The following is a 15603-nucleotide window of genomic DNA, read 5'->3' as shown; positions in this document are numbered from 1 at the left end:
ATCGGCTTGAACACCCCACGCGCCACACCCGTATTGGACGTCGCGCTTCTCCCCTCAGCCGGGACCCCCTTACCCACACCCGGCGACGAAGCAGAGGAGTTCCATGGGACACGCAATGAGAAAACGCTCGACGCTGGCGAACCGGGCGATTGTCGCCTCCGCCGCATTGATCCTGGGCGGGGGTGGGCTGGTCGCGGTCAATGTGTATGCATCCGCCGGCGAGAACCACTCCGGTCGCACGTTCGGGCAGACAGAGAACGCAGGGCGGCAGGTCTCCACCATCGACTGCCCCGAGGTCGCGAACGGTCTCCCGGACGTGCCGGACCAGGCCCGCCAGGAAGTCGACGGCGAACTGGCCAAGATGGACAGCCAGATCACTGACGCGTACAAGAGATTCGCTGACCAGAAGCAGCAGGTCGAGCGCGATCAGCAGTTCGCCGACAGCGCGATCCTGAATCCCCTCAGGGACAAGCGCCGGGCGAGCATCGACCGGATCTCGGGGGCCATCGGCCGGTTTGGTCAGCGACCCGAGAACATGGACAAACTCGCTGAATGCTCGCTCCTGGCCGATGACGACAACAACGGTGACAACCAGAACGACCAGAACAACGGAGACAACCAGGACAACGACCAGAACGGTCAGGGCGACCAGAACGACCAGAACGGTCAGGACGGTCAGGACGGCAACGGCCAGGACGGTGGTCAAGATGGTGACCAGAATGGCGGCCAGGACAACGGTCAGGGCGATGACCAGGGCAATGGCGATGGTCAGGGCGACGATCAGGGCAACGGCGGCGGAAAGGGCGGCAACGGCCCCGAGGCGTCCGACTTCGTAGACATCCAGTCCGTTCAGCCCAATGTCCAGCAGCCCCAGCAGCGCCGTAACGGCTCCCGGGGCTCCTTCGTCACCCAGTGCGGAACGAACCAGAACGGCAAGTTCAATCCGGACAATGTGATCGTCGCCCCCGGTGTGAGCAATGGCGCGCACCATATGCACGACTACGTCGGCAATCAGGCCAATGACGCCTTCGCCAGCGACGACGATCTCGCCAACGGTGACACCACGTGCCAGAACCAGGGCGACAAGTCGAGTTACTTCTGGCCGGTGCTGCGTCTGCAGAACGGCCAGAACGAGAACGACGCCAACGCGGACGGTGGCGGCAAGGACCAGAACATCGGAAAGATCCAGACTCCGACCCAGGTCACGATGAAATTCGTCGGCAACCCCGTCAGCAAGGTGACGGCCATGCCGAAGCTCCTGCGCATCATCACCGGTGACGCAAAGGCCTTCGTCAACGGGCCCGCCAACGCCAACGCCTCCTGGAGCTGCACCGGCTTCGAGAACCGCCAGCTGAAGGACAAGTACCCGATCTGCCCCCAGGGCAGCCAGGTGGTCCGCTCCTTCAAGTTCCAGAGCTGCTGGGACGGCCAGAACACCGACAGCGCGAACCACCGCACCCATGTGGCCTTCGCGAACGCCAACGGCCAGTGCGGCAACGGATTCAAGGCGATCCCGCAGCTGGTCCAGCGGATCGTCTACAACGTTCCTCCGGGCCCCGGCTTCGCGGTGGACTCCTTCCCGGAGCAGCTGCACAAGCCGATCACGGACCACGGCGACTTCATCAACGTCTTCGACGAGAACGTGATGAACAAGGTGGTGAACTGCATCAACAACGGCCAGAAGTGCCAGTGACGCCCTGACACGGCCTGGATCGGCTCCCCTGCTCAGGGGGGCCGATCCTGCCGTTTCGGCTCCCCTGAGCGGGGGGCCGATGTGCCGTTTCGGCTCCCCTGAGCGGGGCGTGTGCGGGGCCGATCCTGCCGATTCGGCCCCGCCCAGAGTCTTCGCCGTCAGCTTCCGTGATGTTCCGAGTGGCCCGTCTCGCCCTCGCCACTGCCACCGCCGCTTCCCTCGTGGTGCTCCGTGCCGGTCTCCACCTCACCGCCGAGCCGGCCGCGCAGCGCCGTCACCACCTTGGCGTCTCCGACCGCGACCCACTTGCGGCCCACCAGGTAGGTGCCGCCGTAGTCATTGGCCTCGTTGATCCATTCGCGCTGACCGCGGTCGGACGCGAAGGTGGCCAGCACATACTTGCCGTCGCCGGTGGTGCAGTTCGCCTGCCGGATCTCGGCCGCGTCCGTCTGGATGTTCGGTGTGCATTCGGCCTGCTCGGCTATCTGTTCCAGGGTGCCGGTCGCCGTCTTCGGCGCCTTGTCCCCGTCGCCGCCACGCCCGTCGCTGTCGCCGCCCGAACTGCAGGCCGCGGCAAGGGTCAGGGCCAGAACTGCCAGTGCTGCGCGGGCCGTCCGCCTCGCGCCCTTGTTCGTACTCGTCCGCATCCGGCCATCGTGCCCTGACACCCTCCCTTCACGCGAGCGAACTCCCGGTAACCTGCGCGACGCACGCACCGGCTGTGACGTGGGCAACACGGAGGAGCGCTGATGAGCGAGTTGTCGAGACGTACCGTCCTGGGCACCGTGGGGGTGATCGGGGCAGGCGCGGCCCTCGCCGGCCGCGCTCCCCGGGCGGCGGCCGAGGAAACGGCGCCCCCCGCCGCCGTCCCCTCGACACGGCCCCCGGCCGTCCCGCCCGCGCGGGAAGCGCTCCTGCGGCTGCTCCCCCACCACGCCGAGCAGTTCCGGCTGCGGGCGCTGGAAGGCCCCGAACGCTTCCGCGTCACCGGCTCGGCGGGCCGCATCGAGGTGGCCGGAACCAGCCCGGCCGTCCAGCTCACCGGAGTGCACTGGTACCTCAAGTACGTCTGCCGGGCGCACATCACCTGGTCGGGCAGCCGGACGGATCTGCCGCGGCGGCTGCCCGCACCCCACCGGCCGCTGGAGCGGTCGGCGACCGTCCCGCACCGGTTCGTCTGCAACGACACCCACGACGGCTACACCGCCCCGTACGCGGACTGGCCCCGCTGGGAGCGCCTGCTCGACGTGCTCGCCCTGCACGGCTGCAACGAGGTCCTGGTCACCCCCGGCCAGGAGGCCGTCTACCACCGGCTCCTGATGGACTTCGGCTACACCGACACCGAGGCCCGCACCTGGCTGCCCGCGCCGTCCCACCAGCCCTGGTGGCTACTGCAGAACATGAGCGAGTACGGCGGCCCGCTCTCCCCCGGGCTGATCGCCAAGCGGGCCGCACTCGGCAGGAGCATCGCCGACCGGATGCGTGAGCTCGGCATGCGCCCGGTCCTGCCCGGCTACTTCGGCACGGTCCCCGACGGCTTCGCCGCCCGCAATCCCGGCGCTCGCGTCGTCCCGCAGGGAACCTGGAACGGACTGCGCCGTCCCGACTGGCTCGACCCCCGCACCGGGAGCTTCGCCGATGTCGCCGCGAGCTTCTACCGGCACCAGGGGGAACTGTTCGGCGAAGTGGGCCACTTCAAGATGGATCTCCTGCACGAGGGCGGCACGCCCGGGGACGTTCCGGTCGCGGACGCGGCCCGCGCGGTCGAGGCGTCACTGCACAAGGCCCGGCCCGGCGCCACGTGGGTGATCCTCGGCTGGCGGTCCAACCCGCGGCCGGCGCTCCTGGACGCCATCGACACCGACCGGGTGCTGATCGTCGACGGGCTCTCCGACCTCGACACCGTCACCGACCGCGAGAAGGAGTGGGGCGGAGCCCCGTACGCCTTCGGCACCATCCCGAACTTCGGCGGGCGTACGACGATCGGCGCGAACACCGACCGCTGGACGGCCAGGTTCACCGCCTGGCGCGACAGGCCGGGCAGCGCGCTGGCGGGCACCGCGTACATGCCCGAGGCCGCCGAGCGCGACCCGGCGGCCCTGGAGCTGTTCAGCGAGCTCGCCTGGCGCGAGGAGACGATCGACCGGGAGGCGTGGTTCGCCCAGTACGCGCAGATCCGCTACGGCGGCGAGGACCGCTCCGCTCGCGCCGCCTTCTCCGCGCTCGCCGCGACGGCGTACCGGCTCACCAGCACCGACGGCCGCCCCTACGACTCGCTGTTCTGCCACCGCCCCGGCATGACGTCCTCGATCGCCACCGCCTTCGACCCGGCGGGCTTCGACACGGCGTTCGCGGCGCTGCTCGGCGTGCGGCCCTCGCTGCGGGACTCGGACTCCTACCGCCATGATCTGACCGACCTGGCCCGTCAGGCCCTCGCCAACCGCTCCCGCACCTTGCAGCCCGCGTTACGGGCGGCATATGCGGACAAGGACGTCGACGGCTTCCGTGCGATTGCGGCGCTCTGGCTGAAGCTGATGAGACTGAGCGACACGATGGCCGGCTGTCACCGCTCCTTCCTGCTCGGCCCCTGGCTGGAGGACGCCAAACGGCTGGCGACAGACCCTGACGAGGCGGTGGAGCTGGAGCGCACCGCCCGCGCACTGATCACCACCTGGGCGGACCGGGCGGCGGCCGACCGGATCGGCAACTACGCGAACCGCGACTGGCACGGGCTGATCAGGGACGTCCATCTGCCGCAGTGGCAGTCGTATCTGGACGAACTGGCCACCGCGCTCGCGGAGGGCCGCCCGCCCAAGGACTTCGACTGGTATCCGGCCGAGGACGCGTGGACGAAGGACCGGCGCGCCTATCCGGTGCGGGCCACCGGTGACGCGTACCGCACGGCCCGGCGGGTGCACGACACCCTGGCCGCCGCTCCCTACCAGGGCTTCGTCGACGTCATCGTGGACCCGCCGGCCTTCACGCCCGGCAGCACCGGCACCGTCACCGCCGCCTTCCGCAACATCAGCGGGCTGCGCTCCACCGGCCGTGTCGACTTCACCCTGACCGGACCGGACGCGGCCCCACAGGGCGAGACCTTCCTGGCGCAGGTCGGGGCGGGCGGCACCGGGACGGTCGCCTGGCGGGTGGCGGCTCCGGCCGACCCGCTGGACGAGCCGCTGCGCCCGGTGCCGTACGAGCTGGTCACCCGGTACGGGCCACGCGGCGAGGAGCGGGTGGCCGTCACCCGCAGGAGCGCGCTCTTCGTGGCGTCGCCGCTGGACTCCGGGTGGCGTACGTACACCACGAACAGGGCCGTCTTCGGACAGTTCGGCGACCGTCTCGCCATCAACGGCGCGGGCACCGACCTGTGGCGGGGCACCACACACTTCGGTACGGCCTACCGGGAGCGCGCGCTCGCACGGGGTGCGAGCGTCGTCCTGCGCGTGGACGCGCAGGAGCACACCACCGCGTGGGCCAGGGCGGGCATCGTCGTGCGCAACAGTCTGCCGACGCCCGGCGACAAGGGTTTCCTGAATCTGGCGGCGACGCCCGGCCAGGGCATCGTCCTGTCGTACGACACGAACGGCGACGGCACCCTCGACACCTACAAGCGCATCACCGGCCTCAGAGCCCCGGTGCTGCTCCGGCTGACCCGCGGCGCCGGGACCTCCTTCACCGGCTCCTGCTCGACGGACGGCGGCGCCACCTGGCGCACGGTCGCCGTCGTGTCCGTGCCGGGAGCAGCCGCCGTCCAGGACGTGGGACTGTTCATGACCGCAGCGAACGGCGGCAGCGGGGCCACGGGCACGGTCCACTTCAGCGGATGGTCGATCATCTAGGTTGTTTATCCTGATATAGACCCTTTCTGAGCCAGGGAGCCGCCCGCCATGACCGCGATCCCCGCCACCACCGTCGCCAATCTCCGCGACCTCGGCGCCACACCGCTGCCCGCGGGCCACTCCGTGCGCTCCGGTCTGCTGTTCCGCTCCGGGCAGCTGGACCGCCTGGACCCGGCCGCCGATCCGGCCGTCGCCGCACTCGGCATCCGCACGGTCGTCGACTTCCGGACGCGGGCGGAGCGTCTCGCCCGCCCGGACCGCATCCCCGAGGGGGGCCGGCTCCTGCTCGCGGACGTGCTCGCCGACCAGGTCGCGGCGGGGCGCATGCCACCCGCGGCGCGGATCAAGGAGGTGCTGGCCGACCCCGCTCTCGCCGAGCGGGAGTTGGGCGGCGGCCGTGCGCAGAAGGTGTTCGCCGAAACCTATCGCGGCTTCGTCACCACCGACTCGGCACGCGCCGCCTACCGCGCCTTCCTGTCCGAGGTCGCGGACTCCGACGCGGGCCCCCTGCTCTTCCACTGCACGGCGGGCAGGGACCGTACGGGCTGGGCGGCGGCGATCGTGCTCACTCTGCTCGGCTCGCCGCCGGAGGCGGTCGAGGCGGAGTACCTCGCCGTCAACACGGCGGTACGGCAGGCCTTCGCCCCGCTCATCGAGGGCTACATCGCACAGGGCGGCGACCCCGAGGCCGCCCTCGCGGTCATCGGCGTACTGCCTGAGTATCTGGCCGCGGCGCTGGACGAGGTCGACGCGCGCTACGGCACGATGGAGAAGTACGTGGTCGAAGGGCTCGGCGTGCCGGTCCAGTCGATCGAGCACATCCACGAGCGGCTCGCGGGCTGACGGCCCCCCGTCCGATCGGGGTGCGCCGGGTGACCATAGGACCATTCGCTCGTTCTGCTGAACGTGCGCCCACAGGATGTCGTCACCACCCCCGCCCCGCCGGCTCCCGTCCCCGGCCCCGTCGCCGTTGAGCAGGCCGAGGCGGCGCTCGTCGAGCACTATCCGCGGCTTGTGCGGATCGCGTATCTCGTACTGCCTCCGGCTCTCGGCCGCAACCGCCGCGTGCTGACCGCGCATGCCCTGGCACAGCGCTCACTGCCGCGGAGCAGGACCGCTCCGGCCGCGGTCGGCGACGCCGACTGCGCGGTCCCGGGCTCCCGCCGCGCCGCGGGCGACACCGACCCCGGCTATGTGTATGTGCGCGGACGGGTGTTGAGCCAGGCTCTGGACGCCGGGCTCCCGCTGAGGCGGCTCGCGCTGCCCCGGCGCGCCCAGCTCCCGCCGTTGCTGCCGCACGTCTGGGGCCTGCGGGTGTTCCCGCGCTCCGGCGGCGCCGACGAACTCGCCCTGGACCAGCGGCTCTCCGCGCTCACCGGGGCCGGCAGGGCCGCGTGTGTGCTGCGCGGGCTGGAGGAACTGCCCGACCTCGATGTGTGTCAGGTGCTCACCGCCGCGGGGGTGGCGGACCCGCGGGCCGCGCTGGCGGAGGCGGACGGGCTGGAGACGGCGGCACGCTCCGGCGTCGCGGCGCTCCTCGGCTCCCCGGAGTTCGACCCGTGTTCGCTCCAGGCCCGTCCGACCGATCTGATGCGCCGCCGCCAGCACGTCAAGGCGGCCCTGGTCGCGGCGGCGGCGCTCGCCGTGTGCGGTGCGCTGCTCGGCCTTCCGGGCGACGGCTGGGAACCGGACGGCGCGGCGGCCCCGCCGTACGCACGCAATCCCGCTGCCGAATCCGCCCTGGATCCGGACACATTGATCCGGGTCCCGCCCACCGCGTGGGAGCAGTCCACCCGCAGGGACTTCTCGGTCTGGCCGACCCGGGGCGGCCTGGCCGGTGATGCCGCCCTGCTGCGCCGGGCGCTCGCCGTCTGGGCGAGGCCGGGCGGCGACGTCCAGGTCTCCGCGACCCCGGGGACCCCGCCGGGACCTCCGATGGGGCCGCCGCAGCTGCTGTACGCGGGCGAGGTCGACCAGGCGCGTGTGGTGCTGTTCCACGACGGTCTGCGGGTGGTCCGCTATGCCGAGCCGAAGGACGGCACCGGCGGGGTGGCGCTCGACTTCGCGCGGACGGACGCGGCCGATGCCGCCTCGTCGGCCGCGCTGGTGGCGGGCCGCACCGACGGCAATGTCCGCTATCTGACCGCGCCCTGGGTGCGGCGGACCGCCGTGCGGGACCTGCTCGCACCCGCGGGCGGGGCACGAGGGCTGACCCGCGGCGCGGACGGCGTCACCGGCCCGCTGCGGAGTCCCGCCCAGGCTCGTGACTGCACGGCATCGGACGCGCTGGAGCTGCGGGACGGCACGGCGGAGCGCCTGCTGACCGACCTCGGGGAACTGACCCCGGCCAGGCTCACCTCGGGCCCGCCGTCCGTTCCCCGGGACGTCACCGGCGAGGCGTCGCGCGCCGCCTGGGCACGGACGGCCTGTCTGCTCCCCTCAGTGCGGGCACACGGTGTGCGCAGTGTCAACGCATGGCAGTACGCGCAGCAGAGCCTGCCCGAGTCGAACGGCACAGCGGCCTGGCTGTGCACCCGCGCGGAGACCTGGCGGGGCACCGGAAGCCGGGTGATGGCGCAGTTCCACGCGCCGGGCGGGCAGCCGGGCGCCCCGGGTGCCGTCGCGGCGCGGGCGGAGGACTCGCCCTCCTGTGGGGTGCGTGACCCGAAGGTGCTGGCCGGTGTGTTGTGGAAGTCGCAGGCGGGCCGGTGGTACGTCCTGGCGGCGGGCAGCGGCCAGTTCACCTCGCTGTCCACATCGGGCGGTGTCGACGGCAGTGCGCGGGGCCATCTGCTGGCGGTCCCGGCGAAGGAGGGCGCACGGGCCGAGCTCAACGGCCTTCTGGCGGACGGCAGTCGGGTCGGGGCGCTGCACTAGTCTCCCAGCGCCAGTAGTTGATCGTTGGTTGTTGCGTGACTTCTACCGCTGGTGCGTCACTACCTCGTCGTGGCCCGAAGCTGGAGCCGTTGCCGCTGACTGCTGATGAGCGGGTGGCGTTGGGGCGGTGGACGCGCCGGGCGACAACGGCGCAGGCGCTGGCTTTGCGCGCACGGATCGTGCTGGCGTGCGCGGGGCGGAGGCGCGCTGCCGGGGAGGGCGGCTCGTCCTGGACCTATAGAACATGTGAGCGCCATCGACTCGGTAGGGTGTTCGCATGACGACCGGGGTACGCCGCAGGATGGGCGTCGAGGAGCGCAGACAGCAGCTGATCGGTGTGGCGCTGGAGCTGTTCAGCCACCGCTCCCCCGACGACGTCTCGATCGACGAGATAGCCGCGGCGGCCGGCATTTCACGGCCGCTCGTCTACCACTACTTCCCCGGCAAACAGAGTCTGTACGAAGCGGCGCTGCGGCGGGCGGCCGACGAGTTGGCCGGCCGGTTCCAGGAGCCGCGCGAGGGGCCGCTCGGGGCACGCCTGCTGCGCGTCATGGGCCGTTTCTTCGATTTCGTGGACGTGCACGGGCTGGGCTTCTCCGCGCTGATGCGGGGCGGTCCCGCGGTCGGCTCCTCGAACGCGAACGCGGTGATCGACGAGGTCCGGCAGGCCGCGTACGAGCAGATCCTGGCCCATCTGGGGATCGACGATCCGCCCGCGCGGCTGGCGCTGGTCGTCCGCTCCTGGGTGTCGCTCGCTGAGTCGACGGCGCTGATCTGGCTGGACGGCCGGCGTATCCCGCGTGCCGAGCTGGAGTTGCAGCTGGTGCACGACTTCGCTGCGCTGTGCGCGGTGAGCGCCGCGTACGACGAGGAGATGGCGGGCGTCCTGCTGCACATCCTGGCGGGCGAGCAGGCCGACGGACCGTTCGGCGAACTCGTCGGCCGGCTCATCTCCCTTGTGCCCTCGCTCTCCCAGGTGCCCGCTCAGCGCCTGCGGTAGGACGCCTCCAGGTCGCGGACCTCGGCTCAGAGGACGGGCGCGATGCCGTCGGCGGTCTGACCCACGCTTACGTGGATCTCCGTGTGTCCGTCAATAATGCGCGTATGAAGATCACTTGCCGGCTCGCGGCCCCCTCCGACGCGGACGCTCTGGTCGCTCTCTTCGACGGGGCCGCCCGCTGGATGCAGCTCAACGGCATCGCCCAGTGGAAGCCCGGCGACAAGGACGCCGACCATTTCCTGCGCTGGATCAAGGAGGGCGAGGTCTGGATCGCGGAGACCTCTCACGACGAGGCGATAGGCGCGTACGAGCTGTGGTGGGAGGACCAGGCCGCCTGGGGGATCCAGCCGCCGGTGGCAGGATATGTGCATCGCCTGATGATCGACCGGAACACGGCGCCGGAGGGCTTCGGACGGCTGCTGCTCGGCCACGCCGAGCAGCGCGTCGCCGGCACCGGGCGGGAGTTCGTACGGCTCGACTGCCTGTCGAGCAATCCGGCGCTGCGGACGTACTACGAGGCCGCCGGGTACCGCGTGGTCGGTGAGGAGCCGGGCAAGGTGGCCGCTGACGGCAGCCGCTACGGCGTGGTCCTGCTGGAGAAGCCCGTCAACTGAAAAGGCGAGCAGGGCCCCCTCGCCCTCCCGGGTGTGAAGCATGCGGGCTCGATCGGGACCGTGCGCAGGACCGCGCCCATGACGTAACGGTCGGCGTCGGTGTCGTCCACCACCAGCACAGTGGTGGTGGACGACCATCCGGTCACCGAAACGCCACGCGGTTCACTTCCGTTCGAAGACGGCGACAGTGCGCCCCGGAACAGTGAAGGTTCCCGAACTCCCTTCGTACGCGGCCTTCTTGACAGTGGAGTCCGCCCCCGCCGCCTGGACGGGGTGCAGGGCGTAGGACCGGTCCGCGAACGCCGGGACACGCTGGGTCTGCGTCTGCGGTGTCGCGTTGAAGACGACGACCAGGTCACCGAGGGACATGGTGATCACCCCGGGTGTCTCGTTCCGCCCGGAGAGCGGGAAGGACAGCCGGTCCTGGACCGCGTCGGCGGACGACAGACCGAAGGCCTTCTCGGTGGTGCGGATCCTCAGCAGGTCCCGGTAGGCGGCCGACGCTCCGTCGATCTGCGGGCAGCCGACGGTGAGCGTCTCGCTGGTCAGCAATGGCTTCGCGAAGGACCACTTGGCCTTGTTGTCGGGCTCGGGCGGAAGCCCCCGGCCGAAGCCGTTGCCGTCCCGGCAGTCCCAGTGGATCGCGTTGAACCAGTCGCCGCTGTCGTAGGAGTTGCGGTCGAGGGACTTGGAGCGGAGCAGGTCCGTCCCGGCCTGGGAGAGCGCGGGCCCCTGGGAGAGCGCGGCGGTCGCCGTCGCGAGCACCTGCATGCGCGCCCGGTCGGCCGGTGACGTGGCTCTCGGGAGCTTGAAGGCGAGCGCGTCGTACAGCGACTCGTTGTCGTGGGCGTCGGTGTAGGCGAGGGCGTCGCCGGGGGCGGCGGCGTATCCGGCCGGGGCACCGTTGTAGTCGACCTCGGAGCCCTTGACGGTGCGGCCCGCGCTGTCGGTGAAGGTGTAGGCGGCGAGATTGCCGGTGAGACCGACCTTGATCAGGTCCTGGTAGTGCAGAAGGCGCGCCTTCTGCTCGGCGGGAGTGCCGTTCGCCGTGGAGGAGTTGGGATCGGTGTACAGCCCCGAGGCGAAGCCCTGGACGCCAGGGTCCTCGTCGAAGGGGCCGCCGCCGCGGACCGCGTCACGGGACCGGTCGGAGAAGGTGGCGATCCCCGTCCCGGCCATGTTCTTCTGCGTGGCCTGCACGAAGCGCGCGTCGTCCGCTATCTCGCCGAAGTTCCAGCCCTCGCCATAGAGAATGATCTTCTTGCCGTCCACGCCGTCACGGGCGGGGGTCAGCCGGTCGAGGGCCGCCCGCACCGCGAGGATGTTGGCCTTCGGGTGGTGGCCCATCAGGTCGAAGCGGAAGCCGTCGACCTTGTACTCCTTCGCCCAGGTGACGATCGAGTCGACGACCAGCTTGCCCATCATGGCGTTCTCGGGCGCGGTGTTCGCACAGCACGTGGAGGTGGCCACGGTGCCGTCGGCGAGGAGCCGCTGGTAGTAGCCGGGCACGATCTTGTCGAGTACGGACCTGTCGGCCTGGCCGCTGGCCACGGTGTGGTTGTAGACGACGTCCATGACCGTGCGCAGTCCGCCGGCGTTCAGGGACTGGACCATCTGCCGGAACTCGACCGTGCGCCGCGTACCTTCCGGGTCGGAGGCATAGGAGCCCTCGGGCACGGTGTAGTGCAGCGGGTCGTAGCCCCAGTTGTACGCGTCCTTCGCCGCGGTCCTGGCGATGCATGCCTGCTGCTCGTCGGAGTCGGGCGCGTAGATCAGAAGGTCGCAGGCGGGCTTGGACTGTCCGGACTTCTTCTCGGGGATGGTGCCGATGTCGAAGGCGGGCAGGAGATGGACGTAGGAGGTGCCGGAGGCGGCGAGCGCGCGCAGATGCCGCATCCCGGCCGACTCGCGGTCGGTGAAGGCGAGGTACTGGCCCGGGTGCCTGGACGTGCGGTCCGCGACCGAGAAGTCACGGATGTGCAGTTCCTGGATCTGTGCGTCGCGCAGCGGGACGGCCGCCGGCTTCTTCAGGGACGCCCACCCCCTGGGGGCGAGCTCCGGATCGGCGAGGTCGACGACCAGACTGCGCGCGGAGTCGGTGGTCAGCGCCGTGGAGTACGGGTCGGTGACCTTGTTGGTGACGACCTTCTGGACGCTCGGCGCCCAGACCGTCACGAGATAGCGGTACGGCTTGCCCGCCCAGCTCTTGGGCCCGGACACCGACCAGACGCCGTTCGCGTCGTCGCGGCGCATCGCGACCGTCCGCCCGTCGAGTTCGAGGGAGACGGAGCGGGCCGTGGGGGCCCACAGGGAGAGGGTGGGGCGGCCGTGGGAGAAGACCGGCCCCAGCCTGGCCGCGGTCGCTGCGTAGAGAGCGTCGAGGACGCCCGGGATCTGGACGCCGGTCGCGGCGAGCAGCGCGCCGTTGGCCGCGCGCTGGGTGGCGATCAGCTGGCCGCGCAGCGAGGCGCGCACCCTGTCCCGGTCGCGCGCGTCGACGGTGAAGGCCGGGTAGTCCTTCAGGTGCGGGTACTTCGCCTTCTGCGCGTCGGTGAGCGAGCCGGGGCTGAGCCGCAGCCAGCGTCCCTCGTCGCTCAGTGCGCCCTCGACGACGGAGATCCCGCCGTTCTGTGCGTACACCAGCTGCTGGCTGGTCGCTCCGGTGGCCCTCACCTTCCAGACGACGGTGTCGCGGTCGATCCACTGGGCCTCGGCCTTGGTGAGGTCGAGCGAGGGTGCTCCCCCGGTCTGCGGCAGCAGGTACTTCGGCTGCCCGCCCAGCATCCAGACCTCGTTCGTGTACGTGGCGAGGTCCAGGGACTGGTCGTTGGGCAGATCCTTCTGGTCGCCCTTGTGCAGGATGTAGCTCAGCGAGGTCGCGCCGGCGGCGAGCGGCACCTCGAAGGTCACTCCGTACGCGTCCTTCTTCACCGGCTGCAGCGGCCTCGACCAGTCGGTGGGGTCCTTCGCACCGGTCCAGGTGTGCAGACCCCAGCCCTCGTAGTCGCCGTCGGGCCGCTGGTAGTGCAGGACGGCCTTGGCCTTGTCCTGCGGCGGGTAGGCGCCGTCGGGCGCGGTGGTGGACTGTCCGTCCTTGCCCTGCGCCATCCACACCTCGCCGGTGCGGGCGAGGTCGACGACGCGCTGCGGGCCGTCCGTGGTGCCGTTCTTCTCGACGGTGTAGGGGAGGGAGGCGGCGCCTTCGGCGAGCTTGACCCAGGCGAACGCGCCGTACGCGTCCCGACCGCTGAAGGCGGTCTGTCCCTCGCCGGCCTTCAGCTGCCAGCCGTCGTAGTCGCCGTCGGGGCGCTGGTAGTGGACGACCGCGTAGGTGCGCTCGACGGCCACCGGCTTCTCGGGCGGCGGGGCCTGCCCGGCGGTCGTCGAGGCGAGCGCGCTCGCGGTGCGGCCCGTGCTGTCCACCACGACTGCCTTGTAGCGCAGGGGTGTTCCGGCCGCCACCTTCGCGTCGATGTACTGGGTGACCTTGTACGGGGCGTGGTCGGCGGTGCCGAGGGTGCGCCAGGGGCCGTTGCCGCTCTGGGCGGCGAAGACGACCCGGTTGAGCTGTCCGCCGTCCACGCCGGCGGAGATCTCGACGGTGCCGGTGGCCCCCGCGGCCGGGGCCTTCAGGGTGAGCGTGGGCGCGGTGGCGGGCCTGGCCGGCGGCGCGGTCGCCCGCAGTACCAGGGAGGAGAGGGCAGGCACGGTGACGGTGATCTCTCCGGCGACGGCGCTCACCGTCTGCGAACCGCCGTAGATCGCGCGGAAGCGGGCCGCGTCGGCCGGCAGGGTGACGGTCTTCGCGGTGGCCGCGTTGTTCGCGGCGACGACGTACTCGGTGCGGGTCCTGGCGTCCGTACGGGAGAAGGCGTACACGTTGTCGGCCGCGTACCGCTGTGTCTGGACGCCGTCGCGCAGCGCCGGATGCTGCCGGGTGAGCTGCGACAGGGCGGCGATGGACCGGTAGAGGGGGTGCTGGGGGTCGTACGCGTCCACGGCGTGCGTGCGGTCGGTGCCGAGCTGGTCGTCGTCCAGGTAGTCGGCGGTCCTGGAGGCGAACAGGCTCTGGCGGGCGTCCTTGTCGCCGCCCGCGCCGGTGAAGCCCTGCTCGTCTCCGTAGTAGATCACCGGGTTGCCGCGCGAGAAGAACATCAGCTCGTTGGCGAGCCGGGCCCGCTTCAGCAGCTCGGCGTCGTCGGCCTTCGGGTTGTCCTGCTTGAGGAAGGTGCCGATCCGGCCCATGTCGTGGTTGCCGAGGAAGGTCACCTGCTCGTAGGCATTGGCCTTGTCGGTGGTGTAGCGGTAGTCGTCGGCGAAGACCTTGGCGAGCCGGTCGGCGGGCGCGCTCTGCGAGGCGTAGGAGCGGGCCGCGTCCTGGAAGGGGAAGTCGAGGGTGGCGTCGAGGCGGCCTCGGGTGACGTACGGCGAGGTGATGGCCGTGTCCGCGGCGAAGACCTCGCCGAACATGAAGAAGTCGTCCCGGCCGCGCTTCGCCGCGTAGGCGTCGAGTGCGGTGGCCCACTGGGTCCAGAAGTCCATGTCGACGTGTTTGACGGTGTCGATACGGAAGCCGTCGATGTCGAAGTCGCGGACCCACTTCTCGTAGATCCGCTCCATGCCCTTCACGACTTCGGGTCGCTCGGTCCACAGATCGTCGAGGCCGGAGAAGTCTCCGTACTCCGAGCTCTCTCCGGCGAAGGTGGAGTCGCCGCGGTTGTGGTACATCGTGCGGTCGTTGAGCCAGGAGGGCACTTTGGTGCCGGTGTTGGCAGGGGTGTACGGGAACGAGTCCGCGTCGACGCGGGGGACGGCCGTACGGTCGTCGAAGGGGCGGCCGTCCTTGTCGAGGTAGGGATAGGCGCCCTTGGGGCGGTAGCCGTACTTCTTCTCCGCGTAGTCGACGGTGTCGGCGGTGTGGTTGGTGATGACGTCGAAGAAGACCTTCATGCCCTTGCCGTGGGCCTTGTCGATCAGCTTCTCCAGGTCGGCGTTGGTGCCGAAGTGGGGGTCGACCTGGGTGAAGTCGGTGATCCAGTACCCGTGGTACGCGGCCGACGCGTCCTTGCCCGTGCCCTGGACGGGCCGGTTCTTGAAGATCGGCGCGAGCCAGATCGCGGTGGTGCCGAGGCCCTTGATGTAGTCGAGCTTCCGGGTGAGGCCCTTCAGGTCGCCGCCCTGGTAGAAGCCCTTGTCGGCGGGGTCGAAGCCCGTGTCCAGGCGTGAACCGGTGAGTCCGCCGCGGTCGTTGGCTCTGTCGCCGTTGGCGAACCGGTCGGGCAGGACGAAGTAGAACTGCTCGCGGGTCAGATCGTGGCGCGGTTGCTCACGGGCGAGTGTTCTGTCCGAGGGGGGCGGGGGTGCGGGGCGGCCGGCGGCGACCGCGGCGGACCCGCCGGGTATGAGCGCCGCGAACAGGGCGACCGCGACGGCGAGGGCGGTGCCGCGCGGGGTGGTGGTGGTCACCGGGTGGGTCTCCTTCGGTGGGGAGGGTTCTTTCTCAGGGGGTGCGGCGCGGGTGCGCGGGTGCGCTGGCGCGGGTGCGCTGCCGGGGGCAGGCTCCACCCCGGCCCCGGA

General features: G+C 70.9%; 8 protein-coding genes. 6 read left to right on the top strand and 2 right to left on the bottom strand.

The features are described 5' to 3' along the window. Positions 1-103: 103 nt before the first annotated feature. Positions 104-1693, top strand: a complete 1590-nt coding sequence (locus OG293_RS26495; protein ID WP_406001275.1) for a DUF1996 domain-containing protein — start codon at positions 104-106, stop codon at positions 1691-1693. Between the two features lie 158 nt (positions 1694-1851). Here OG293_RS26495 and OG293_RS26490 read toward each other — a convergent pair whose 3' ends face one another. Beyond that, positions 1852-2340, bottom strand: a complete 489-nt coding sequence (locus tag OG293_RS26490) for a hypothetical protein (RefSeq protein ID WP_406001274.1) — start codon at positions 2338-2340, stop codon at positions 1852-1854. Between the two features lie 102 nt (positions 2341-2442). Between OG293_RS26490 and OG293_RS26485 the strand changes: the two genes are divergently transcribed. From OG293_RS26485 to OG293_RS26465, 5 genes are all read left to right on the top strand, one after another. Continuing rightward, positions 2443-5535, top strand: coding sequence for an alpha-N-acetylglucosaminidase (locus OG293_RS26485; protein WP_406001273.1), 3093 nt, complete (start codon positions 2443-2445; stop codon positions 5533-5535). A gap of 48 nt (positions 5536-5583) precedes the next feature. Continuing rightward, positions 5584-6378 carry a tyrosine-protein phosphatase gene (locus OG293_RS26480; RefSeq protein WP_406001272.1) on the top strand — a complete coding sequence of 265 codons (795 nt, stop codon included), beginning with the start codon at positions 5584-5586 and terminating at the stop codon, positions 6376-6378. A 63-nt stretch (positions 6379-6441) separates the two neighbouring features. Next, on the top strand, positions 6442-8412 hold the full coding sequence (locus OG293_RS26475; RefSeq protein WP_406001271.1) for a hypothetical protein: 1971 nt from the start codon (positions 6442-6444) through the stop codon (positions 8410-8412). 277 nt (positions 8413-8689) lie between these two features. Further along, positions 8690-9412, top strand: coding sequence for a TetR/AcrR family transcriptional regulator (locus OG293_RS26470; RefSeq protein ID WP_406001270.1), 723 nt, complete (start codon positions 8690-8692; stop codon positions 9410-9412). Between the two features lie 104 nt (positions 9413-9516). Then, positions 9517-10026, top strand: coding sequence for a GNAT family N-acetyltransferase (locus OG293_RS26465; protein ID WP_406001269.1), 510 nt, complete (start codon positions 9517-9519; stop codon positions 10024-10026). A 162-nt stretch (positions 10027-10188) separates the two neighbouring features. On the opposite strand, the gene pulA is transcribed toward OG293_RS26465, so the two are convergent. Beyond that, positions 10189-15492: a pullulanase-type alpha-1,6-glucosidase gene (pulA, locus tag OG293_RS26460; RefSeq protein ID WP_406001268.1), complete on the bottom strand. Its 5304-nt coding sequence runs from the start codon at positions 15490-15492 to the stop codon at positions 10189-10191. Positions 15493-15603 lie beyond the last annotated feature (111 nt).

Source organism: Streptomyces sp. NBC_00829, from assembly GCF_045161795.1.
Taxonomy (GTDB): Bacteria; Actinomycetota; Actinomycetes; order Streptomycetales; family Streptomycetaceae; genus Streptomyces.
This window is presented reverse-complemented; position numbering and strand designations above follow the sequence as displayed.

Excerpts from the sequence above, each read along its gene's own strand:
- OG293_RS26495 (WP_406001275.1), top strand. The coding sequence starts at position 104 with ATGGGACACGCAATGAGAAAACGCTCGACGCTGGCGAACCGGGCGATT.
- OG293_RS26490 (WP_406001274.1), bottom strand. The coding sequence starts at position 2,340 with ATGCGGACGAGTACGAACAAGGGCGCGAGGCGGACGGCCCGCGCAGCA.
- OG293_RS26485 (WP_406001273.1), top strand. The coding sequence starts at position 2,443 with ATGAGCGAGTTGTCGAGACGTACCGTCCTGGGCACCGTGGGGGTGATC.
- OG293_RS26480 (WP_406001272.1), top strand. The coding sequence starts at position 5,584 with ATGACCGCGATCCCCGCCACCACCGTCGCCAATCTCCGCGACCTCGGC.
- OG293_RS26470 (WP_406001270.1), top strand. The coding sequence starts at position 8,690 with ATGACGACCGGGGTACGCCGCAGGATGGGCGTCGAGGAGCGCAGACAG.
- OG293_RS26465 (WP_406001269.1), top strand. The coding sequence starts at position 9,517 with ATGAAGATCACTTGCCGGCTCGCGGCCCCCTCCGACGCGGACGCTCTG.